Below are 24,000 nucleotides of genomic sequence, written 5' to 3' on the forward strand. Positions count from 1 at the left end.
TTCGTGTTTATTAGTGTGCATTCGTGGTTTCAGCGGGGAATATTTTGCCGGAATTCATTATCCCCTTGGGGTCAAAGAGTGTTTTCAACTGCTTCATCAGCTCTATCTCGGCGGCGCTCAGCTCCAGCGCCAGGAAACGCGACTTGGTCAGCCCGATGCCGTGCTCGCCTGAAAGCGTTCCGCCGCACTTAACGGTCTCGGTAAAGAGTTCGTCCAACGCCTTTTCCAACGATGTTTTGTGTGCCTCGTTAGAGATAAGGAAATTAACGTGCAGGTTGCCGTCGCCCAGATGGCCGAAGGTGGCAATGGGGATTCCGTATTTTGATTCTATGGACTTAATCACGGCCAGGATATGGGTGATTTGGTCACGCGGCACGCAGATGTCCTCACTGGCCTTCTGGGCGGTGATGGAATAAAGCGCCGGAGAAACGGCCTTGCGGATGGCCCAGAGCGATTTGGCTTCTTCCGGGCCGTTTGCCCGGAGCATCTTGCCCGGCCTTGACTGGCTGATTAATTCCTCCAGCGCCTTGGCTTGGCCGGCCAAGTCGTTCGGGTCGCCGTCCAGCTCTATCAAAATCCCGCTCCCAATTTCGGATTTCGGATTTCGGATTTCGGATTTACCAAAATCAATATCTTTAAGATATGCTGTAACCGCCTTGAGCGATGAAGCGTCCATAAACTCTATGGCCCGGGGCAATATCCGTTTGGCCAGCGTATCCAACCCCAGCTTTACGGCCGCCGGTTCATTATCGTAAAATATAAAGAAAGTCGCCTCGGACTGCGGTTTGGGCACCAGCCGCAGGATTATCTGGGTGATGATGCCCAGGGTTCCCTCGGAACCGATAAACAGGCGGGCCAGGTCGTAGCCGGTCGAGCGCTTGAGCGTCTTGCGTCCGGTATGGATGATTTGACCGCTGGGCAGGACAGCTTCCAGCCCAAGCACGTAATCCCTGGTGGTGCCGTATTTGATACAGCGCAGGCCTCCGGCGCCGCAGGCAACATTGCCGCCCAGGGTGCAGAAATCGGCGCTGGCCGGGTCAGGCGGGTAAAACAGGCCGTGCCGGCTGACCGCCTTCTGAAAATCAGCGCAGACCACACCCGGCTCAACCACGGCCGTGAAGTTAACCGGATTAATCTCTATGATACGGTTCATTAAAGACAGGTCTATGACAATCCCGCCCTTGACCGGCACGGCCGAGCCGGTAACGGAACTGGCCGCACCCCGCGGGTAGACCGGGGTAGCGTGCTCCGAGGCAATCTTAAGGACATCGGATATCTCGGCGGCATTAAGCGGCTTAACAACTATGTCCGGCAGATGCTGGAGTTTGGAGGCGTCGTAAGACGCGGCTAACCGGTCCTCAGGCAACCTGGAAATCCGTTCCGCCGAGATTATTTTTCTTAGTTTGTCGTACATATTAATTAGTTTACTTAGGATTATGTATAAATCAAGACATTTAAGAAAGTATACTCTGGCAGTTTGATGGCGTCTTTGGCGCCAGAATTACTGCCAAGTATCCTGGGCTAATAACTCACTGCATTCTAACAGCCCACGGATAATTAAAGTTGAGTTCTGGCCAAATAAATTGACACTTCCGGATAAAATGACTTAATATGATTTAAGGAAAATAAAATCAGGCAAAAGGAAATAGACGCGAACGGGTGTGTTTCCAACCCAAATAATAATGATGGAGGCTAAATATGGGTTTATTTGCGTCAATAATTCATTTACGAGATGTTGAGCAAAACCAGGTAATCAAAGAAATTGATAAGCGTATGAGTGAGTCAGGGTATCGCAGGAGTGAATTATTGTCTATTCCCCAAAGTGGTCCTTCCACACTCCCCGACCACAAAAAATGGATGAACGATGGCAAGTACTACTTAGTTTCGCCTAAACAAGGTAATTGGGTAACCATTATTGAGTCGCCACTTGTAACTACCGAACCATATGGAAGCGGCCTTGCCAACATGTTAAGCAAAACATTATCCACATACTCATTAGCGTTAAGTGTCCACGATAGTGATATCTTCTTCTACAATTTAGATTATAAGGGAGTCCCCAAAGACGGGTATAACAGTTATCCTCAGTACTTTGAGGATGCGCGACTCAGTAATGCTAAGGTAAAAGAACAAAGGCATACGCCGGAAGAGTTTCAACCAATTTTACCTCAAGGCGTAACAATGGAGCAATTAAAAAACATTTTAAATGCCGGCTGGTGGAATGAATTTGATACGGGTTCTTTAGGTAATGATGGCGCAGTCACCGGAAATGATGAGTATTTTGGTTCAGAGGAAAATAGAATGACCGATTTTGGCACCTTACTACAATTAGGTGGCAAAGTGACTAAATATCCATATGCGTTTTGGGATGGGTCGGAAGATATTCTATGGAAGGAATTCAAGGCTATTAGATACTTAAAACAGAAAAATAGCTGTATGATATTTTTCGATAATGAAATCCAGGAGAACTCAACTTATGCACAAAGGTTTTTTTCCTTATGCATTGATTTCAGCACATTTTTATTATTAGCATTAATTTGTACACTAGCGCCTGAGCCATACGATACAATTTCCGCATTTACCTTGATTGTATGGTATATTGTATGGCATAAAATATTCCGAAAAACAGGACAAACCATTGGAACAAAGTTAATGAGAATAAGAGTTGTTCCGATGTATGGGTCTAAATTATCTTTTATAGCCCCGTTTTACCGAATATTTTTAAGCGCTCCTCAATTTGCTCTTTTTGCGGCATACGAAAACATAGACCGGCATGAAGACCAATCTATCCTTGATAAGGTATCGCATACATATACAATTAAACTAAAAAATAAAATCGTTAGCAAAGGGACCGTTTCTACCGGCGGAGATGCTGCAACCCAGGGACAAAAAATCTTTACAGGCAGAAATAAATACCGCCAAGCGAGCATTCAACGACTGAGCAAGTTTGGTATCAAAATTCCCGGACACCTACCTTTAATCGAGAATAATTCGGAGTTGAATCCTAGAAGTAAGGATGAGGTAATAGGCAAAATATGCGCCTTTGGATATGTCATTGGCATGGGGTACACTGATAAAACAGATGATTTGATTGCCAGTATAGATAAATACAAACTTTGGCCATATGTCAGTCAGTTCCAGGCCAAGTGCCTTAAAAATCCGGGTAGTATAACAAAACAGGACAAGACAAATTTTATGTGGCTGGCCGAGTGCGTTTATGCATTTGCTTGGTGTCTGAAGATTGTTGAACTGGATTGCACTAAAACCTGCCCTGATAATCTGGCTGATTTAACCGTTCCAGGCCATACGCCGGATGAATTCATGAAGAACAAGGAAATGAGGAGCCTTGAAGAAATACAACAAGAAGCGGATTTTCATTACTGCTTACATTGGTATGAGCAACAATGCCGTATAGATGGCAAAAAGGGGTTAGTTGGAGAAGGGGTAATCTGGGAAAGAAGAAGAGCATTGGATTGGACGATTGGCGTTTCTAACGACTGGGATGATATGCCAAGCGATACCTAAGAGCCCTTGGGGACAGTCCCGCATTCGAGAGCCCTTGGGGACAGTCCCGCATTCGGCAAGAGCCCTTGGGGACAGTCCCGCATTCGGCAAACGCTGTTTTTATAGCCATTCCAAGGCGTTATTTTCTAAAAATAACCCTCTTTTAGCCTTGGAGAGTATTATATAGGAGCTGTGTTAGTCAACACCGGAGCTATGTGATATAACATAAGAGCTGTGTGATATAACATAAGAGCTGTGTGATATAACATAAGAGCTGTGTGATATAACATAAGAGCAATATGACATCATATTGCTCTTGGGGCCCGGATAAACCAAGTAATTAAGCCCATTTAAGAGCATCATTTTCTCAAACCCGCCCTATTCCACCTCAAAAACGAATATAACGCACTTCCAGCCAGGGGGGGGTATCCCCCCCATACTATACCCCCTCCCCCCGGATACTACATACCTTGTGAGGTGGTTATATATACCTTGTGAGGTGGTTATATATACCTTGTGAGGTGGTTATATATACCTTGTGAGGTGGTTATACATACCTTGTAAGGTGGTTATATATACCTTGCATCTTACCTACCCCCTATTTATGACCCGGACCATCTCGTTATGTATCAATCCGTTGGAGGCAAGAATCTCTCTCTTGCCAAACAACCGGAACGGCCCGCCCTTGAAGTCGCTGACCTTGCCGCCGGCCTCCTGCGCGATAAGCGCTCCGGCCGCCGTATCCCAGGGCTTTAATTCCCGTTCCCAGAACCCGTCCAGCCGACCCATAGCTAAATAGCATAAATCCAAAGCGGCCGCCCCAGCCCGGCGCACCGCCTGGGCCGTCAGGCAGAAGCGTTGGAAGTTCCTAAAGTTATCACCAGGCTTCTGTCTTATAATGTAAGGAAACCCGGTGCAGAGCATGCCGCTGGTCAGGCGTTTGACCTTTGATACCTTTATTCTTCCATCATTAAGCCACGCGCCCTTTCCTTTGACGGCTGAGAATAACTCGTCCAGGGCCGGACTATAGACCGCGCCGATAAGCGGCGTCTGGCCTTGCACCAGGGCTATGGACACGCAATAGAACGGGAATGAGTGCGAGAAGTTTGTAGTGCCGTCCAAAGGGTCGATGACCCAACATAATGATGAATTATGAGTTATAAATTCTGAATTATAACGCCTTATCGAACCAGCGTCTTCTTCGGACAAGATTTGGTGCTGTGGAAAGCGCTTGCGGATGGCGCTGATAATCAGCTTCTCGGAGAGCTTGTCGGCTTTGGTGACCAGGTCAAGCTCGGTGGACTTGGTTTTGGCAGAACATCTGCCTTCGAGACTGTGTATTAACCGCCCAGCCCGACGGGCAAGAACCCTGGCAAATTGGAGATATTCGTTCATCATATAAAGTTATTTTAATAATACCCTCTTAGGGCCGGACTGTCAAAACAATCTTATTACCCGTCTTCGCCATATTAAACCACTAAGTGCACTAAGAACACTGATTGTTTCATTAATATACCACGAAAACTCGAAATAACCAAAACACAAAATTTAGTGTTTTCTTACTTTCGTGCCTTCGTGGTAAGATTGAAAATCAGTGATTTCAGTGTTCTCAGTGGTTGTATTTTAAGTATTAGGTTTTAACCGGCTGTTGAGCTGTTTTGCCTTGTCTTTGATAGCCTCTAAATCATCAAAACCAACGCCGGGCATACGGCAGGAGTAAACCGATTTGTTGTGCAGGAGCGGTTCGGCAGTTATCTGAGGAAGTTCTTTGGCCGCCTTGAGGAAATCTGGCGTGCCGGGAACCGGGGCGTATTGGGCCATCTTGATTATCCCGCCGCTTTTATGGACGAACTCGATGCTTTGGTCCACTTCCTCGAGCGCCTGGCCGGGCAGTCCCATCAGGACATAAACGCCGACATCAACCGGCTTGAATCCGGATTGGTAAAGATAGCCCAGCGTCCGGGGCAGGTCGGCCGAAGCGGTCTTGCGCGACGAATCTTCCTGCCGACTGACGCTCTCGAACCCGAGCCTGATGGTCTTGAATCCGGCCCGGCATAACTTGCCGGCCAGCTGTTTGTCTATCAAACTTATATGCAACCCGTTGGGCGTATGGAAACGCGCTTTTTGGTTAAGCCCCCGGCTGATGATGCCGTCAATAATCGGTTCGATATGCTTATGGCTGTCGAACAACAGGGCGTCATCGTAAAAGGCGATATCCTCAACGCCCAAATCCGAAATATAATAATTTATTTCATCGATTACCTGACTGGGTTCCCGGCAAGTATAGCCGTCGTTAAGCTCTGCGCTGGCGCAGTATGAACAGCGGAACGGGCATCCGCGCGAGGTAATCATCGCCGCGGATTTCAATCCCGGATAAAGATGATAGGCCGGATAGGATTCTGTATTTGGAGTATTGGATACGGGATTTATTCCGATTGTCTTAACTAATTCCAGGACCTGCTCCTCGCCCGGCCCGGTGATGACATAATCAGCCCCGGAGTTCCGGCGGGCGTGTTCGGCGCAGAGCGTGGCATATACCCCGCCCAAAGCTATGGGCGATTTCGGATAGGCTTTCCGGATAACAGCGATGATCTCAGCCACGCCGGTGTACCAGTAGGTCATCATCGAGGTGACCAGAACCAGGTCCGGTTCGGACGGCAATGCCTTGAGCCGGCCGGCTAATTCCGCGGGCGTGATGCCGTAACGTTTGTACTTGCGCGGTATCCCGGAAAAACAGTCCGGCTTGGCGATTACCTGGCTCCGGAAATGGCCGCAGTTATACGGGCCGGAAGACTCTACGCCCTCGGCCAGGCAATCAATCAGGCTGATTGGGTAACCGCGCTGCTCCAGGAATCCGCCCAGATACAAAAGGCCAAGCGGCTTCATCCACAGGTCATAGGCGGCGAAGTCGTGTATCCAGGGATTGACCAGAAGAATCATAGATTAATCCAAATACAACCACTAAGAACACTGAAATCACTGATTTCAATCTTACCACGAAGGCACGAAAGTAAGAAAGCACTAAATTTCGAGTTTTCGTGGTATATTAATAAAACTTTACCGTGAAATCAGATGAATCAGCGGTTTCTTTTTATGACAAACACCCATAAGGGAGGAACGAACATTATCAGCAGTAATACTGCAGCCAGCCCGATATTTATTGGCTGGCTGAGGATGGCGTATGATTTGTCGATATTAGGCCGGGTCAACTGCCAGACCTGGGGCAGGCTGTTCATTGTTACCAATCTAAGATAGAAGAATATTATCAGGCTCATCACCCTGAGAAACCGCCACTGTTCCAGGTGCTTGGTTATCTGGACCCAGCTGAACTGCCCGTTGGCCGGGATATTGCTCGGCCACAGGCGCGGGATGATGCGCGGCACTTTTTGGCAGTAGGCGTCATAATCCGCTCCGAAACGCTGGCGCAGGAATGTTTCCTCCTTGCGGATGCGCCAGTTGATGACGCCCAAATAGAAAATAACCATATAGGCAACGGTGATATAAATATTGAGCGAGATGATGCAAAGCCCGGCATCGAGCAGGATATTGGCGAAGTAAAACGGGTTGCGGACAAACCGGTACGGCCCGGCGGTGATGAGCTGTTCCTGCTTGACCAGGTAACCGGACGAGATGAAGTGTATGACCTGTCCGACGAATATGAGCGCCCCGCCGATTACCAGCGAGGTAACGCTGGGATAAGACCAGACCAGCAGGGACAGGATGAATAACTTGCGGACATTGGTCCGGAGCTTGAATTTCATATCTATTTAATATCGTCCGACGGCCGGTAGTTCTTGCGGCTGAATATCCAGAGCCGCCTGACCCGCCAGAACCATTTCATGAATTTCTTGTCTTCATTAGTCATCTTGGCCGGGAAATAGCGGTTCTTGAATTTGAGCAGGCTGGCCCGGTCAATCAGGCAAAGATAATTAAAAATCTGCTTGAAACCGAAGGCGCGCCGGCGGAAATACAGGGCGTTGGCAAAATCTATCAGGTAAGGCTTCATATCCGGCCCGACCAGGATATTGCGTTTCTGGGCCAAGTCAAGATGGACCACGCCTTTGGCGTGGATGGCCGAGATAAGCGCCTCGATTCTAGGTATTATTTCGTAAGGCAGTTTTTCTTTGAACCGGCCCAGCGGTTCGCCTTGGATATATTCTGTTATCAGGCCGGAGTCGGTGCGGTCAATCAGGACCGGGATGCCGCTGATGCCGCGGAGATGCTTCATGACCGCGACTTCGTTGCCGATAAGGGTATTGCCCCAGACGGTCCGGGTCAGGCCGGGGCATTCGGAATAATCCTTGAGCACGGCTTTCCGGCCCCGGTAGTCGATTATCTTCACCACCGGGGTAAATGGGGTTGATTTCTTTATGACTTCAATGACCTTGTATTCCATTATTTTATAATATCCAGGGCTTGCCGACAATCAAGGCCGTTCCGATAAGCACCGCGATACCCACCTGTATCTCCTGGTTCCCCCGGAACACGGACCACTGCCAGGACTTGAGGGTTCTTTTTTCATACGGCGTCAGGCGGCGGGGTATATAATCCGGCACGTTTTTATCATAGTCGGCGTAGTCCTGGCCGAACTTTTCCAGAAGGCGTGTCTTTTCTATACGGTTCTTGGCCGGCACATACTGGAACAGGAACGCGGCTAACTCAATAGCCAGTATGTAATAAATATAAGGATTGATGGCCAGGATATTACAGCCGAGCATAATGATGAAAGTGCCGGCATACATCGGGTTCTTGATGTAGGCATAAGGGCCGCTGGTGGTAAGCGACTTGTTCTTTTCCAGGTGGCCAGTGGCCCAGATGCGGATAATCTCGCCGATGGCCACCAAAGCCAGGCCGCTGGCCAAGAACGGCAGGTAATCTATGCCGCTTTTTGTCTTAGGCAATCCGGGCTCGGCGAACCAGACCAGCACACCGAAGATGGCCAGAACAGATAAGAACCTGAGATTAATCTTCTGAATCCGCTTCTTCAAACTTGACATAATATCCTTTCCATCTGACTGACGGAATTATCCCATCGGAACTTTTGGGACATCTGGTAACCGTTTTCCGAGATACTCTTGAGCAAATCCCGGTCTTTTAGAAGCCTTATTATACTTTCGGCTAATTCGGCCGGATTCTTTGGCGCAGAAACAAGAGCCGTCCGGTTATGGATTGCATAATCACGGCAACCTCCGTTGTCGGTAGTCGCCAGCGCCGTGCCGCAGGCCATGGCTTCGAGTCCGGGCAGACCGAACCCTTCATACCAGCTCGGGCAGATGAATACATCGCACGAAGAATAAATATTGCGCAATACCGCACCATCAGCGTTTTGGAAATAATCGTATTTGAATCCGGCCTGATTGAATGCCGGCCTTCGGTTCCGGGCGCCGAATAATACCACCTTAACATCAGGGAATGATTCAAACGCCTTGTTTATCGCTTCCACGCCATCAGCCAGCCCTTTCCAATCAGCCGTATGGTAAAGCATGCCCAACCGCAGGGTCCCATAAGTTTTACCGGACGGAAAGAATTCCTGCTCATCGATGGCATTAGGCACGTAATCTGACGGCTGGCCGTATTTATTCTTAAGCTCATCCCTAAGCCATCCGGAAACGGCTATTTTCCGGAAAGGCATGGCATAGGTGGCCTCGACCTGTTTCAGGTCTGCCGGCTCAACCAGGCCTTCCATATGCTGGATCAGGTAAAATTTGCGCCCTTTGGAGTCCGGGATGTTATTAAGCTCGGCCGCAGTTTTCCAGGAGCTGGCCATAATGATATCGGCATCAGGGATATAATCGGACTCGAAAGACGGCACGAATATAATCCGGACAGGTTTGAGGTCAATCCATCCAATCGTATCAATTAAAGAATGAGTCGCGTTGCGCAACCAGCTCAAGCGCGGCTGCTTGACAACCAGAGTCACTTTATGATTAAGTCTGGCCAACCGCCGGGCATATTCGCAGATAATCTTAACCCCACCGCTTATTTTAATATGTGGCGCCAGAAATGTTATGCGCATATCATTCTTTGACCAGGACGGTATAAACCTCCCAGTATTTATAAGGCAGGATTTTCAGGAACTTTTCGCCGCGCCGCTGTTTGATATTAAGCAGCCATTCCAGGAAGCTGTCAAACAGGCTGGGCTTATGCCAGTTGCGGTCTACCTGTATGCGGGATGACTTAAAATTGAAATGAAAATCACGGTAATAAGATTTAGTATGAGCCCGGTCGTAATTACGGAATGTCTCGAAGTTAAAATACCGGCAATGGGTCGGGTCGCCGAAGGCGCTCGGGCTGAAACAATGCGGTACTCGAATTATCAGCTGCCCGCCCGGGCTGAGCACCCGATGGAATTCTTTCATGACTGCTTCCAGGTCAGTAATGTGTTCCAGGACGTGAGCGCAGTAAATCTCTTCAACGCTGTTATCCTTAATTGATGGCAATCCCTGGCGGATATCGCAAACGATATCCACCCCGGGCAGTTTAGCCACGTCAACCCCGGTATAACCATCGCGCTTTTTATTACCGCATCCTATATCTAATTTCATTTCAAAACCTCTTTGATGATATCCAACAGTTTCGGCGCATTGGCATTTATGGAATATCCCTGCTCCACTGTGGCCCGGCCGGCCAGCCCTAGGTTCCGGCGCAATTCAATACTCTCTACTAAACGGCTGATTTGATCAAACCATTCCTGGTCTGTTTTGGCAAGAAAGCCGTTGATATTTTCCTTGATTATCTGGTTATGGACGCCAACCGGCGAAGCTACGGCCGGCAGACCGGCGGCCATACATTGAAGCAGCTTAGTGGCGCATTTGCCGCGCGACCATAAGTCGTCAGGCAACGGCGCCAGGCCGATATCAAAACTCAAGATGTCGTTAACCTCTTCCAACTCGCTCCACTGTTTTTTCATTACCGGCATTCCGGCGCAGTCGAAGAAATCATTACAGACTATTTTAAGCCTGGTCGTTTTATGTTTATCGTGTATCCGGTCAAGCACATCGCTGAGTTTCTTCAGGAATACCAGAGACTTCCTGCCGCCAATCCAGCCCAAAGTAACCGTATCATTCGGGTGATGCTCTTTAACAGAATACTTCTTCGTTTCTATGGAGGTAGGAATAACCCAAACTCTGGAATTATGAGGCAACGCCAGTGATTGGAGATAATCGTTTCCGGCAATGACTCCGTCCACATTGCTGACGGTATTGATAAAATGTTTCATCCGGGCAGGTGAATCGGGCGAATCGTGCCGGGAGCTGTTGAACATAACCGCATCGTCAAAATCATATATCAGGCGGCTATTTTTACGAAGGTGCTTGAGCCAGAACGGCGTGACCCGTTTTTTCTGGATAAAAACAACATCCCAGTTCCCGGCTTTACGCGTCAACTGCCACCATTTCCAGATTGATTTCGGCGCAGTCATTACATCTGTCTGAATGCCGTGCTCGTTCAAATAATCCAGGTACTGGGCAACCCGATAACGCGGCGCCGGGTGGTTCTTGTCTCTGACCAGAAAGAGTATCTTCATAATCTGCCAATTATTTAGGCGCGGGAGACCTACCCGGATGTCCCCGGCCGGTACGTGGCGGCGAGACTTCTATATCCTTGGGCTCGGGGAATTTGATGTCGGAACCGGCTATGGCCAAGGCTGCCTGATAGACCAGCGTGGCTATTTGCGACATCTTATCAGGCATCAATTTATCAGCCGTATCGCCGATGGTATGTTCTTCCTCAAACGGACCGGAGGTGAAATTCAGGGCCGGCACCTTGGCCTGGTGGAACGAGGCGTGATCCGAACCGTATTTAAACAGGAAATCAATATTAGTCTTGAGATTCAAGCTCAGTGATGCATTAGCTTTATTGACCACTTCAAACAATTCCGGGTTAAATGCCTTACCCATAATAAACAACTCACCCAGATTCCCGCGGCCAATCATATCCAAATTGAGCATGGCCGTTTTTTTATAATCCATCATAGCGCGCGAGGAATCTATTTTAGAAAAAGGATTCGCTGAAGAAATACCGGCCGCGAATTTAGAACCCCATAACCCTGATTCTTCGCCGCCGAATGCAATGAAAATAATCGTGCGTTTAGACGGTTTCTTTGCCAAGGCTTCGGCGATGGCCAACAGTCCGCCGACGCCGGAGGCATTATCATTTCCTCCTGCAAATGCTTTACCCTCATAATTCAAACCCAGATGGTCATAATGAGCGCCGATAATCAACGCTTCCCCTTTTAGCAAGGGGTCATTCCCTTCCAGTATGCCTATTACATTAGCAGTATTGACGACCTCTTCCCAAGCAGTGTGTATTTTAATAGTCACCCGACGGTTTTCTTTAGAATCATCGGGATTCAAATTAACCAACAGCGCAGGTATTGGAAAAGGCTGAAGCCGTGACTGGCTGGAAAGAGTCATCGAACGCAGGGAGACATTTCTTTGCTTCGGCTCATCGGAAGCGACTCTTTGCTGGATTGCCTGTGACGGGAATTCTTCCCAGGCAATGTCCGGGGAATCCAGCCCCTTAATACTGTAAATTAATACCGCTTTGGCCCCGTGCTTTCCCGCATTAGTCACTTTAGAGAGCACCGAAGCATATTTGGTGGTAGTAACCGGAAAAGCATCTGGTAATCCATCCTTTATCAGCACTACCTTATCTTTAACATCTTTATTGGCATAATCATCACGTTGATGTTCGGGGGCAGATATGCCGTACTCAACGAATACGGCCGGACAATTTTGGATATCAATATCCGCATTACCCGAGAAGTTATAAGGGAGAAAATCCTTGCCTAAAACCAATTGTTTGCCGTCAATCTCAAGCAGGGTATTTTTCCCTAATTTCCTGAAAGGTATGGGAAACGATTCAAGGTATGAATTACTTTTTAGGGGCGGCTTTAATCCATATTTCCGGAACTCGCCGGCAATATACTCGGCAGATAGTTTATCGCCTTTGCTGCCAGGCGCCCGGCCTCCCATATCAACGGATGCCAGATATTCCGCGTGTTTCTTTATGATATTACCGTCAATAGCTGATGAAGATTGTCCAGCGTCCTGGAACCGGTGTTCCAGCGCGTTATATGGCGGATTGAAATCGCCTTTCTGGGCCATCCGACCGGCGCTGAATAGCACATACTGATCCCAGCGGTAGAAAAATATTGTCCGCCCCGGCCGTTCAACCGCATCTTTGGACAACCCCATAAATACGGTTACGTATTTATCCTTATTGAACGGGTTACGCTCGGAAACCATCAGTGCATATTTCGATTCATTGTATGAAGCACCCATAATACTAAAACTATTCTCCTTAACTTGCAAAGCACCGGAAGACGATAATTTTAACGCAACACTATTAATCGCCGGACCGCCTAAAATCAATAGGGAATTCCCATCCAACTCATTTTCGGTTACGTCTTTATCCATCTTAACCGCTGCCGTCCTGGTTGAGGCTACCCGCTCGGCTATTTTCTGATAAATACTATTCTCATCAGCTACACCTTTGGTCGGACAAATTATTATTAAATTCTGGTCGGAAAGAGTCATCCCCAGGCAAGGCGAAAGCTCCTGCCGGCTGAATTTACGGAAGATATTGTATTCAGGGTCAAACACCAAAGATATGACTTTAGTTGATCCTTTCGGCGCCGGTAAAGTCGCCCTTTGGGTTGAGCCTATAATATCCAAAGTATTGGTAAGCTGCCCCTGGTCAGTGGTTAAAACGAACGGAATAGAAAACCTGTATGACTCTTTGGCTGATTGCTTTATGGCAAAAGATACTTGTTGCGAACCATCCGCCCCGTTGCTTAAAGCGACATCTTCGATAGAAATAACCGGGGCTCCGGTTCGTTCCAACCATTGGGCAAAAAACCATTTCAGGTCACCGGCTTTTTTACCGGATGACTTTTCGAATGCGGCCTGAAAATCACTCCAGGAAGCCTTGCCTGCACCATGTTCTTTTATAACCAGGCGTAACGCATCGAAGAATGCCTGGTCGCCTATGGTCTGGCGCATCATATGGAACACCATCGATGCCTTGCCATAACCGATTTCACTGTCCTGCTCGCCCATTTTTGATATGAATCTACGGGCCGGGTAATCGTTAGAATCATTCACATAAGCCGAAAACTTAACATACGTATTGCGGCGGTAATTTATGGCGTCCTGCTTGGTCTTTTTTAACTCAAGATAGTAATAATTGGAGCAATAAGAAGTCAACCCTTCGCACCAATTACCGTCTTTTTCATCCACATTTACGTAATTTCCCCACCAGCAGTGCATAATCTCGTGGCCAAGACCGCCCTCATTTGCATGCCGGCCGCTCATGATAACATCCTTGCCAAGCAAAGTATATGAAGGCATGCCATAACCGGTGGTGAAAAAGTTTTCCACAATGGAAAAAGACTTGAACGGATACGGTGTCAACGCCTGCGAATAAAGAGTGATAAATTCCTTGGCAGCGTCAATATGCATCTGGGCAAATTGTTGAGACTCCTTGGAAAAATAAGTGGCTATTCTTACGCCCTGATGATTCTCCTCGGTCACAATATACGGCCCGGCCACCAAGCTATAAGAATCAAAAGCAACCTGGCTGGTCCAAGTGGTTTTAATCCGATCTTTCTTCTCGCCGATTTCGATACGTTCTTTAAGTTCATTCTGCCCGACCACTTCCCATCCTTTTGGCGTTATGGCTGTTACTTCAAAAAGCATCATCGGCGATAATCCTGTCCGGGGATACCAGCCGGTACCGTGATGCAGATAGATGCCTTTTTCGCTGATGATACCCGATGTTAATCCCCCGCGGATAAATCCAAGAGATTGCTCGCCTTGGACTTCATCATATATCTTCCCCTCGTAAACACACTCGAGAAACTCAACCCCGGCTGTGATATTAAATGTATAAATCGTCAGCTGGTCCGGAGACGCAAAAGCATTGTATTTAATCTTCTCTGATTTACCCTGATTAATTACTGAAAGAGATTTCAAGGTTACCTGTGGATGCAAGGCAAAATAAATCGGCGTAACCGAATTTATATCTTTGGGTATTTCTATGCTCATTACATCCCGGCCCTTTATGGTATGCCCCGCCGGATCGAGCTCCACATTAAGAGTATGCTTTTTTATATCCAGAGCCAAAGCCATCGGCGGCGTTCCCGAAGATGAACTTGGACCAACATCTACTTTTCCGCCTTTGGCCGCACAGCTTGCCACCAGTATAAGAATCGTCAAAACCGCTATTACATTAAATCTGCTAAACATATCTTATCCTTTCATTCTTTGGTTTATTTATTACCGGCAGGATATAAATCATCTTTCTAAAGACGGCATCCACAAATACATAAATCTGCCGGTGCCGCCCTGAAGAAAAGCCTCACGTAACGGTAAAATAACGCTGGCCAGAGCAAACATCTCATTAGACGGTGATTCAATCCTGAAGGCCGTTTCCAAAACACCTTTTTTCTTCTTATAGCGAATTACTTTAGCTTCGGTTATTTTAGACATTTCTTTAGCTTTGACAAATGCATCAGTCAGGTAACCGGTAGCGTCAATCAATTTAGCCTGAACCGCCTGTTCTCCGGTCAGCACGCGTCCGTCAGCTATTTGCAGCAATTCAGCGCGGCTAAGAACCGATTTCCGGTTGGCATAGACAGTATCAATGAATCTATTATACATCTGGTCGATAATATTCTGCATGAACTCCTTCTCTGAAGAAGTCATTTTACGGAAAGGAGAACCGATGTCTTTAGCCTGGCCTGATTTGACAACTACTGTTTCCACGCCTATTTTACCCAATAAATCTTCGATGGTAACAAATACCGAAATAACGCCAATGCTGCCCGTTATCGATGTCGGGTGCGCAATCAGGTAATCCGCGGTCATGGCGATATAATAACCACCGGAAGCAGCCGTATCCTTCATCAAAGCGATTACCGGCCTGCCGGGAAAACGTATTTTATATTCACTGAGTGTTTTATGAATAATATCGCTGGCTGTCACCCCACCGCCGGGGCTGTCAATTTCCAGTATAATCGCTTTAATTGTATCATCCTTCTCTGATCTCATCAGGAGCTCTTTGATTTTCTCCGGAGTCACCGCATCCTGCCGCGCAAGCACTGAATAATCATCCGAGCTCATTATCAAACCGGATACGGGAATTATAAGGATTTTATTGGGGCTTTCTTCTTCGCCGCACACAAAGACTTCTTCAACCTCTTCTTTAGGCTTGAGGTCCATTGAAAAAACCGTGCATCCGGAAATTAACAGCCCCGCAAAGACGGCCAGAATAAATATTCTAGTATTCATGCTAATTAATCATTAAGCTTCTTTGATAATATTTTATATATTAAAAAAACACGGCGATAATGTCAATAAAATCTGTTGACAGGGAAATTCAATATGGTAAGCTGATGTTTTATTTAATTGTTCCCCGGGCATGTAATTTTACTTATCTATGTGCGGTGTTATAGGCATATGCGGACGCCCCAATGTCGTCAATTACCTCTACCAGGGGCTGGGAGCTCTCCAGCATAGAGGCCAGGATGCGGCCGGAATCATCACCTATGACAACCAATTTCACCTGAAAAAAGGTGATGGTTTAGTCCAGACTGTTTTTAACCCCAAAAATATATCCAGGCTGACCGGCGCCACGGGACTAGCTCATGTCCGCTATCCCACAGTCGGAGCCGGTTCGGCCGAAGATGCCCAGCCGATTTATGTCAACACCCCTTTTGGCATTGCCATGGCCCATAACGGCAATGTCACGAATTATTTCGAGCTCAAGGATGACTTATACACAAAAAACCTCAGGCATCTTAACTCCGGCTGCGACATTGAAGTCATCCTTAATGTATTCGCCGATGAATTGACAAAGCAAAATCTTCATAAATTCACCCCTGAAACAGTTTTCAAGGCTGTCCACGGAGTTTTCCGCCGGGTTCAGGGCAGCTATTCGGTCGTCGGCATTATTGCCGGAAAAGGCATGTTTGCTTTCCGTGACCCGCACGGTATAAAGCCCCTGATCTTCGGTCGCAAGGACGAAAGCTATATTTTCGCTTCCGAAAGCGTGCCTTTGGACATATTAGGATATAAAATAGAACGAGACGTCCAACCAGGTGAGGCTATTTTTATAAGCGAGCAGAATGCCTTTTTCAAGGCCAGCCGCCAGTTTCACAGCAAACGATTAGTAAAAGCCAAGCATACACCCTGCATCTTTGAATGGGTTTATTTTGCCCGTCCTGATTCTGTCATGGATGGCATCAGCATATACGAAGCCAGATTAAGATTGGGACAGGAGCTTTCCAAGGAAGTAAGAAAAGCCGGGTTAAAAGCGGATGTGGTCGTTCCCGTTCCGGATAGCTCCAAGCCGGCCGCTTCGTGCATGGCGACAGAGCTGGACCTGCCTTACCGGGAAGGATTAGTCAAAAACCGCTATATCGGCCGAACATTCATTATGCCTCTCCAGGAAGCGCGTGAAGTATCGGTTCGGCAAAAACTCAATCCGGTAAAAAGCGAAATCAGAGGCAAGAAGATATTACTGGTTGATGACAGCATCGTGCGCGGAACCACCTCGCGCGAAATAATAAACCTGGTCCGCGATGCCGGCGCCAAAGCGATTTACTTTGCGGTTACCTGCCCGCCCCTGAAATTCCCCTGTGTTTACGGGATTGACATGCAGACTAAACAAGAATTCATCGCCCGCAACAAAACCGTTAAAGCCATCTCCAAAGAAATTATGTCGGACGAATTGATTTATCAAACGTTACCCGGACTTGTCCGGGCCGTCAGCCCTAATCATAAGTTCTGCACGGCCTGCTTCTCGGGCATCTATCCGACCAAGATTTCCGACCGGATGTTCAAGCAGATAGAAGAAGACCGTATGTGCCTGGCTAAGTGCTGATACAATCTCACCACACATCGCACAGACGCGTAAAGATCCAATATAAAGTTATCTTTTATATGGATTTTCTTGATTTCCTTTGTTCAATTAGTTAAATCCTTTTGCTTTTGTTTTATCTTGCGCCGGGATGGTGGAATTGGCAGACACATACGTTTGAGGGGCGTATGCTGAAAAGCGTGCGAGTTCGAGTCTCGCTCCCGGCATATTTTCTTTTATCCCAAAGAATTGAAGCACACAAATAATCCTCAGCGTTTTTGCGGTGAATAATGCGCCGATACTACTCCTTTAACGCATACTTAAAAGACAAATTCCCCGGCCTGCGTGTTTATAAAATCGCGCTGGATGCCGGGTTTACCTGCCCCCATCGTTCCGGACCGGACAGAACCGGTGGCTGTATTTACTGCGAGAACCGCTCTTTCAGCCCGAATGCCCGCCTCGACCCGCGCCCGTCCATATCAGAACAACTCCGGATGGGCATGGATTTTTACCGCCGTAAATACCAAGCGGATAAATTCATCGCCTACTTCCAGGCATACAGCAATACGCTGGGGCCAATAGAACTGCTCAAGCAACGCTATGACGAAGCACTGTCCGGCACTGACGTGGTCGGCCTGGATATCGGCACCCGGCCGGATTGCATATCCGATGAAGCCATAAACCTGATTGCCTCATATACCGATAAATACACGGTCTGGGTGGAATACGGCCTGCAATCCGCTGACGACAAAACACTGGCATTAATCAATAGAGGGCATACTTATGCGGATTTCGAGTCGGCCGTTAAGCGAACCCGCAATAAAAATATCGCCATCGGCACCCACCTGATTATCGGGCTGCCCGGCGAGACAAATGACACCATAATTAATTCCGCCCGAAAGGTCGCGGGACTCGGCATAGACAGCGTAAAATTACATCATCTTTATATTGCCAAGAATACCGAGCTTGCTAATTTATATGGTTCGGGCAAGGTGCAAATTATGTCCCTGGCCCAGTACATCCCGCTGGTGTGCGATATACTGGAAATTCTGCCGCCACAAATGATAGTCCAGCGGCTAACCGGAGAATTAAGCGGAGAATACCTGATTGCGCCCAAATGGGAAGCCAGCAAAAATACTATCATCGGAATGATAGAAAAAGAATTGGAAAGAAGGAATTCGTATCAAGGCTGCAAATATAAACAACCTTAAAAACCGATAAATTCAACAAATGAGCAATAATAACATTATTTCCATACACGGCGCGCGCGAACACAACCTCAAAAATATCAGCCTGGACATCCCCCGCGATAAAATGGTTGTCATCACCGGTGTATCCGGTTCGGGCAAGTCATCCTTGGCCTTTGACACCATATACGCCGAAGGCCAGCGACGCTACATTGAAAGCCTTTCGGCTTACGCCCGGCAGTTCCTGGAACAAATGGAAAAACCAGATGTAGAGGAAATTAAAGGCCTGCCGCCGACCATATCTATCGGACAACGCTCCGGCGTAGGCACGCCCCGCTCCATCGTAGCCACGACCACTGAAATTTATGACTACCTCAGGGTCCTTTTCGCCCGTTGCGGGCAAGCGTACTGTTATAAATGCAACCGCCTGATTACACGACAATCAGCCCAACAGATTATCCAGCAAATCAGAAACCTGCCGGCCGGGTCGCGCATTGCCATTCTGGCGCCGATTATCCGGGGTAAAAAAGGCGAATCAAAAGACGTCTTTAGCCGAATCAGGCGAGAAGGATTTATCCGGCTCAGGGTTGATAATAAAATAATCGAACTGGGCACCCGTAAACTCTACCCCAAAATAGACAAGAACAAGAAACATAATATTGATATCGTCGTCGACCGACTGACGCTCGAAGGCGATCTTAAAACACGCCTGTCCGATTCCGTTGAACTGGCCCTGAGGCTGGGTGAAGGACTGATTATTGTCAATGTAGAAAAAGGCCGCTCTTCGAAAGACACCGTCTTCAGCGAACATTACGCCTGCGTCGAATGCGGGATTTCCATATCGGAGTTCAGCCCGCGGATGTTTTCATTTAACAGCCCTTACGGCGCCTGCCCGACCTGCAACGGACTGGGCACGCGCATGGAACTGGATGCCAACCTGATTGTGCAGGACGAATCATTGACGCTGACTAACGGCGCCATAGACGCCTGGCGCAAGTCCGGTAAACGGATGGCTATCTACTATCACCAGATTCTCCGTGATTTCGCCCGCACCTTTGATGTCAACATGGATATCCCTTTTTATAAACTGCCTGAGGAAAAGCGGAAAATACTGCTGTTCGGAACCTCACCGGCTGAAGAACAAAAATATCACAGCTATTTCACCGGCGTCATCCCCGACCTGGAAAAAAGGTTCCACAAAACCACCAGCGAATACGTCAAGAAACGGATTCACCAGTATATGAGCGAGCTTTCCTGCCCCACCTGCAAAGGCAGCCGCCTGAAAAAGGAAATCCTAGCCGTGAGTTTGGGCGGGAAAAATATCCACGAAATCATCCATATGAACGTGGAAGAGTCATTGAATTTCTTCAATAGCCTGGTCCTGACTAATGAACAGATAATAATCGCGGCTTCGCTTCTGAAGGAAATAAAAAGCCGCCTATCCTTCCTGTTGGACGTGGGCTTATCCTATCTGACCTTGGACCGGCGCAGTCTCACCCTGGCCGGCGGCGAATCACAGCGCATCAGGCTGGCCTCCCAGGTCGGTTCCGGGCTGGTCGGCGTATGCTACGTTCTGGACGAACCGACCATAGGTTTGCATCAGCGCGATAACCAGAAACTGCTCAATACTTTAAAGAAACTCCGTAATATCGGCAATTCCGTAATCATCGTCGAGCACGACGAAGAAACCATTCATGCAGCCGATTACCTGATTGATATCGGCCCGGGTGCCGGCCGTAAAGGAGGCCAAGTAGTCCTGGCCGCCAAGCTCGAAGACGCACTCAAAGACGAAAACTCTCTGACCGTCAAATACCTGACCGGCAAACTTAAAATAGAACTGCCCCAAAAAAGAAGGTCGCTGGAAGACCGGCTCTGGCTTGAAGTCAAAGGAGCATCGGAGCATAATCTCAAGAATATAGACGTTCGTTTCCCTCTCGGCTGTTTCTGCTGTGTCACCGGAGTTTCCGGCTCGGGCAAATCCACCATCGTCGAAGACGTCCTTTACCGCGGCCTGATGCGCCAGATTTACAAAAGCCGAATCAGCACCGGCGCATTCAAGGAAATCACCGGCAGCAATAACCTGGATAAAGTCATCATCATCGACCAGTCGCCTATCGGCAAAACGCCCCGGTCGAACCCGGCCACCTATACCGGGGTCTTCGACGAAATCCGCGACGTCTTCGCCGCCACTAAAGAAGCCCGGATGCGCGGCTACCAGTCATCACGCTTCAGCTTCAACCTCAAAGGCGGCCGATGCGAACCCTGCCAGGGCCAGGGCACTAAACTCATTGAAATGCATTTCCTGCCCGATGTCTACGTCACCTGCGACGAGTGCAAAGGAAAGCGTTATAACCGTGAAACCCTCGAAGTAACCTATCGCGGCAAAAATATCGCCGATGTGCTTGATATGGAATGCTCCACCGCGCTGGAGTTCTTCCAGAATTTCCCAAAAATAATCAGGATGCTCAAGATTCTTGATGATGTCGGCCTGGGCTATGTCACCCTGGGCCAATCCAGCATCACCCTTTCGGGCGGCGAAGCCCAGCGCATCAAGCTGGCAGCCGAATTGGGCAAGCTTTCCACCGGCAGCACCCTTTACATATTAGATGAACCGACTACCGGACTCCATTTCTCGGATATCAACAAACTCATTAATGTGCTCAACCGGCTGGTGGATATGGGCAACACCGTCATCATGATAGAGCACAATATGGACGTCATAAAGATGGCCGATTACATCCTCGACCTCGGACCGGAAGGCGGCAACGAAGGCGGCTCTGTCGTAGCCGAAGGTCCTCCGGAAAACATCATCAAAGTGGAGAAATCCCACACCGGCAGAATACTCAAAAAATACCTGTTGAATAACTCGGCCAAACCAAAATAGACTGCTGCCGGCGTCTCCGCTCTCTTTTAAGTTATGGGTGTTTTCTTGACATCAACGCCAATGCTTTATATAAATAAGCCCCTATGAAGAAAATACTTGCGGTTCTGTTCCTGATGCTGCTAGTCGGATTACCGGTCGCCTGGTCCGCCCCGGACAACGCGCCGGCCAGCCCGACCAATACATCAAGCGTCAAACAGCTGGTCTATGTCATCCCCATAAAAGGCGCCATCATGGATTGGGGGCTGAACTACTTCGTCAAACGCTCCATCGAAACAGCCAAATCAAATAACGCCGCGCTTATCATATTCGACATCGACACGCCCGGCGGACGGGTGGATATCAGCATTGAATTATGCAATATCATAGAGAACGCCGCGCCCATAACAACCGTGGCTTATGTGGACAAATGGGCCGTCTCGGCCGGCTCGCTCATCTCTATCGCGGCTGATAAAATAATAATGAAAGACGGCGCTATCATCGGCTCGGCCGAAGTGGTCGGCGCGCCGGTCGGCCACGAGGAAAAATACGCTTCGGTGATGAGAACCGAGTTCAAGGCCCGGGCCCAGAAAAAGGGCTACCCCCATAATCTGATGATGGCCATGGTCGACAAGGATATGGAGGTCTTCGAGGTTAAGGTCGACGGCAAACGCGACTTCCTTACCCGCGACGAGATAAAAAACCTGTCCATGCAGGGCAAAGAGGTGGCCGAAATCGGGCTGGTCATCGGCAAAGGTAAACTCCTCAACCTGACCGCCCGCGACGCCCTCAACTACGGCCTGGCCACGGCCATCAAGGATAACCGCGATGAAATCCCGGCGCTCTTTGATATTAAATCATTCAAAATAACAGAAGCATCCCAAACCTGGTCGGAATACCTGGTCGCCTTCTTAGCCGACCAGACGGTCACGCTTATCCTCGTCGCCGTCGGTTTGATAGCCGGCTATTCGGCGTTCCAGATGCCGGGCACAGGACTGCTGGAAGCTATCGCCGTCCTCTGCTTCGGCATAATATTCTTCAGTCAGTACCTAGTCGGCCTGGCGCAGGTAACAGAAATACTGCTTTTTATTCTCGGCATAGGATTAATCGGAGTGGAAATCTTCTTACTGCCCGGATTCGGGGTGGCCGGCATCAGCGGCGCAATCCTTATCTTCGTCAGCCTGATATTATCCATGCAAAACTTCACACTGCCGGACATAGAAAAAGCCCCCTGGCAATGGACCATACTCCAGCATAATTTTGTCACAGTCGGCGCGGCGCTTATCATCTCCATAGTTATATTAATCATCATCGCCCGGTTCCTGCCTTCGATGCCCATATTCAACCGGATGATACTGCCCACGGCGCTGGCCACCCCGGCCGGAATCACCGTTTCCGGGATAGACGCCGGCACGCTGGTCGGCAATAAAGGGATTGTCTTGACGGACCTCAGGCCTTCGGGTAAGATACGCCTCGATAACAGCGAAGAAACACTGGATGTGGTCACCGACGGCGACTTCATCAACAAAGGCGAATCCGTCGTCATCGACGCGGTCGAAGGCAGTCGGATTGTCGTTAGAAAGGCATAATAGCCACAGAGTCACAGAGGACACGGAGTAATACTAATGGTTTTGTCCCCTGTAGTTTTATAGAATGGACATTAACCAACTTACGGAAAAAATTATCGGATGTGCGATTGAAGTTCATCGATATCTTGGACCAGGGTTGCTTGAAAATATCTATGAATCCGCTCTCTGTATTGAGTTAGAAGCGGCTAAGTTAAAATATGGCCAACAGGTAGTTATACCGGTTATTTATAAAGGGAAACAAATTGGAGAAAACAGGATCGATTTAATAGTGGAAAATGAGGTCGTAGTTGAAATAAAGAGTGTGGAAAGATTTGATCCGGTTTTTGAAGCACAGGTTTTGACATATTTAAAAATAACTGGTAAAAAAGTTGGGTTATTGATTAATTTTAACAGTCGATTGCTTAAAGACGGAATAAAAAGATTCATATTATGATTCTCCGTGAACTCTATGTTTCTGTTAAAAGACGGGAATAGGAAAAATTATATTATGATTCTCTGTGAACTCTGCGCCTCAGTGGCAAAGACAAGGTATTTATGAGTCTGGAACTGATTATTTTAATCTACGCCCTGGCGCTGGCAATATTGGTGGTCGAAGCCTTTGTGCCCAGCGGCGGCATCCTGGCTTTGGTCGGCGGCATCGGGCTGGTCGTCAGCCTTTATTACTCATTCACCAAATACGGCGCCCTGCTCGGCTCGGCCCAGTCTATCATCGCGCTTATACTCATACCACTGGTCATTTACATCGGCTTCAGGAAAATGACCTTGAAGAAAAACCTGGATACCTCCGAAGGCTTCACTTCGGAAAAAGCCGGGCTGGACCAACTGCTCAATAAGGAAGGCATAGCTCATACAAACCTCAGGCCCTCCGGCACCGCCGTCATCGAAGGCAAAAAGATTGACGTCGTCACCGAAGGCGATATGATCGACAAGGACACCCAAATCAAAGTAATAAAGGTCGAAAGTAACAGAGTTATTGTAAGGATAAAATCTTAATAGGAGG

Annotated in this window: 18 protein-coding genes and 1 tRNA gene; 8 read left to right on the forward strand and 11 right to left on the reverse strand. The window is 48.2% G+C overall.

Features of this window, described 5'->3' with window-relative positions; genetic code table 11:
* Positions 1 to 10: 10 nt before the first annotated feature.
* Positions 11 to 1,414, reverse strand: coding sequence for an FAD-binding oxidoreductase (locus tag WC980_01210; GenBank protein ID MFA5793678.1), 1,404 nt, complete (start codon positions 1,412 to 1,414; stop codon positions 11 to 13).
* A 284-nt stretch (positions 1,415 to 1,698) separates the two neighbouring features.
* Here WC980_01210 and WC980_01215 point away from each other — a divergent pair, with 284 nt between their 5' ends.
* On the forward strand, positions 1,699 to 3,522 hold the full coding sequence (locus WC980_01215) for a DUF4272 domain-containing protein (GenBank protein ID MFA5793679.1): 1,824 nt from the start codon (positions 1,699 to 1,701) through the stop codon (positions 3,520 to 3,522).
* Between the two features lie 570 nt (positions 3,523 to 4,092).
* Here WC980_01215 and WC980_01220 read toward each other — a convergent pair.
* The 10 genes from WC980_01220 to sppA form a co-directional block, all read right to left on the reverse strand.
* Positions 4,093 to 4,899 carry an inositol monophosphatase family protein gene (locus WC980_01220; GenBank protein ID MFA5793680.1) on the reverse strand — a complete coding sequence of 269 codons (807 nt, stop codon included), beginning with the start codon at positions 4,897 to 4,899 and terminating at the stop codon, positions 4,093 to 4,095.
* A 225-nt stretch (positions 4,900 to 5,124) separates the two neighbouring features.
* On the reverse strand, positions 5,125 to 6,441 hold the full coding sequence (locus WC980_01225; GenBank protein MFA5793681.1) for a radical SAM protein: 1,317 nt from the start codon (positions 6,439 to 6,441) through the stop codon (positions 5,125 to 5,127).
* 137 nt (positions 6,442 to 6,578) lie between these two features.
* A complete protein-coding gene (locus tag WC980_01230) occupies positions 6,579 to 7,262 on the reverse strand; it encodes an isoprenylcysteine carboxylmethyltransferase family protein (GenBank protein MFA5793682.1) in 684 nt (227 codons plus the stop codon).
* A gap of 2 nt (positions 7,263 to 7,264) precedes the next feature.
* Entirely contained in the window at positions 7,265 to 7,897 is a 633-nt protein-coding gene (locus WC980_01235) for an RIO1 family regulatory kinase/ATPase (GenBank protein ID MFA5793683.1), read from the reverse strand.
* Between the two features lie 4 nt (positions 7,898 to 7,901).
* Positions 7,902 to 8,498 carry an isoprenylcysteine carboxylmethyltransferase family protein gene (locus tag WC980_01240; protein MFA5793684.1) on the reverse strand — a complete coding sequence of 199 codons (597 nt, stop codon included), beginning with the start codon at positions 8,496 to 8,498 and terminating at the stop codon, positions 7,902 to 7,904.
* Positions 8,486 to 9,517: a glycosyltransferase family 4 protein gene (locus WC980_01245; GenBank protein ID MFA5793685.1), complete on the reverse strand. Its 1,032-nt coding sequence runs from the start codon at positions 9,515 to 9,517 to the stop codon at positions 8,486 to 8,488. The genes WC980_01240 and WC980_01245 overlap by 13 nt, the downstream gene beginning before the upstream one ends.
* A gap of 1 nt (position 9,518) precedes the next feature.
* Positions 9,519 to 10,046 (reverse strand): methyltransferase domain-containing protein, encoded by a 528-nt coding sequence (locus tag WC980_01250; protein MFA5793686.1) that lies wholly within the window; start codon positions 10,044 to 10,046, stop codon positions 9,519 to 9,521.
* Positions 10,043 to 11,026, reverse strand: a complete 984-nt coding sequence (locus WC980_01255) for a glycosyltransferase family 4 protein (GenBank protein MFA5793687.1) — start codon at positions 11,024 to 11,026, stop codon at positions 10,043 to 10,045. The genes WC980_01250 and WC980_01255 overlap by 4 nt, the downstream gene beginning before the upstream one ends.
* Positions 11,027 to 11,036: 10 nt before the next feature.
* A complete protein-coding gene (locus WC980_01260) occupies positions 11,037 to 14,750 on the reverse strand; it encodes a M28 family peptidase (GenBank protein MFA5793688.1) in 3,714 nt (1,237 codons plus the stop codon).
* A gap of 48 nt (positions 14,751 to 14,798) precedes the next feature.
* Entirely contained in the window at positions 14,799 to 15,794 is a 996-nt protein-coding gene (gene sppA, locus WC980_01265; protein MFA5793689.1) for a signal peptide peptidase SppA, read from the reverse strand.
* Positions 15,795 to 15,942: 148 nt separating this feature from the next.
* Between sppA and purF the strand changes: the two genes are divergently transcribed.
* The 7 genes from purF to WC980_01300 all read left to right on the forward strand — a co-directional run bounded on the left by purF (position 15,943) and on the right by WC980_01300 (position 23,993).
* A complete protein-coding gene (purF, locus tag WC980_01270) occupies positions 15,943 to 17,388 on the forward strand; it encodes an amidophosphoribosyltransferase (GenBank protein ID MFA5793690.1) in 1,446 nt (481 codons plus the stop codon).
* A 121-nt stretch (positions 17,389 to 17,509) separates the two neighbouring features.
* Positions 17,510 to 17,591, forward strand: a tRNA-Leu gene (locus WC980_01275).
* A 63-nt stretch (positions 17,592 to 17,654) separates the two neighbouring features.
* Positions 17,655 to 18,575 (forward strand): TIGR01212 family radical SAM protein, encoded by a 921-nt coding sequence (locus WC980_01280; protein ID MFA5793691.1) that lies wholly within the window; start codon positions 17,655 to 17,657, stop codon positions 18,573 to 18,575.
* A 19-nt stretch (positions 18,576 to 18,594) separates the two neighbouring features.
* The gene (gene uvrA, locus WC980_01285; protein ID MFA5793692.1) at positions 18,595 to 21,435 is read left to right on the forward strand and encodes an excinuclease ABC subunit UvrA; all 2,841 of its coding nucleotides are present in this window, start codon (positions 18,595 to 18,597) and stop codon (positions 21,433 to 21,435) included.
* An 83-nt stretch (positions 21,436 to 21,518) separates the two neighbouring features.
* Positions 21,519 to 23,000, forward strand: a complete 1,482-nt coding sequence (locus WC980_01290) for an NfeD family protein (protein MFA5793693.1) — start codon at positions 21,519 to 21,521, stop codon at positions 22,998 to 23,000.
* 64 nt (positions 23,001 to 23,064) lie between these two features.
* Positions 23,065 to 23,433, forward strand: coding sequence for a GxxExxY protein (locus WC980_01295; GenBank protein MFA5793694.1), 369 nt, complete (start codon positions 23,065 to 23,067; stop codon positions 23,431 to 23,433).
* Positions 23,434 to 23,534: 101 nt separating this feature from the next.
* Entirely contained in the window at positions 23,535 to 23,993 is a 459-nt protein-coding gene (locus WC980_01300) for an NfeD family protein (protein MFA5793695.1), read from the forward strand.
* Positions 23,994 to 24,000: the final 7 nt, after the last annotated feature.

It is taken from the genome of Candidatus Brocadiia bacterium, from assembly GCA_041658285.1.
GTDB lineage: Bacteria > Planctomycetota > MHYJ01 > JACQXL01 > JACQXL01 > JBBAAP01.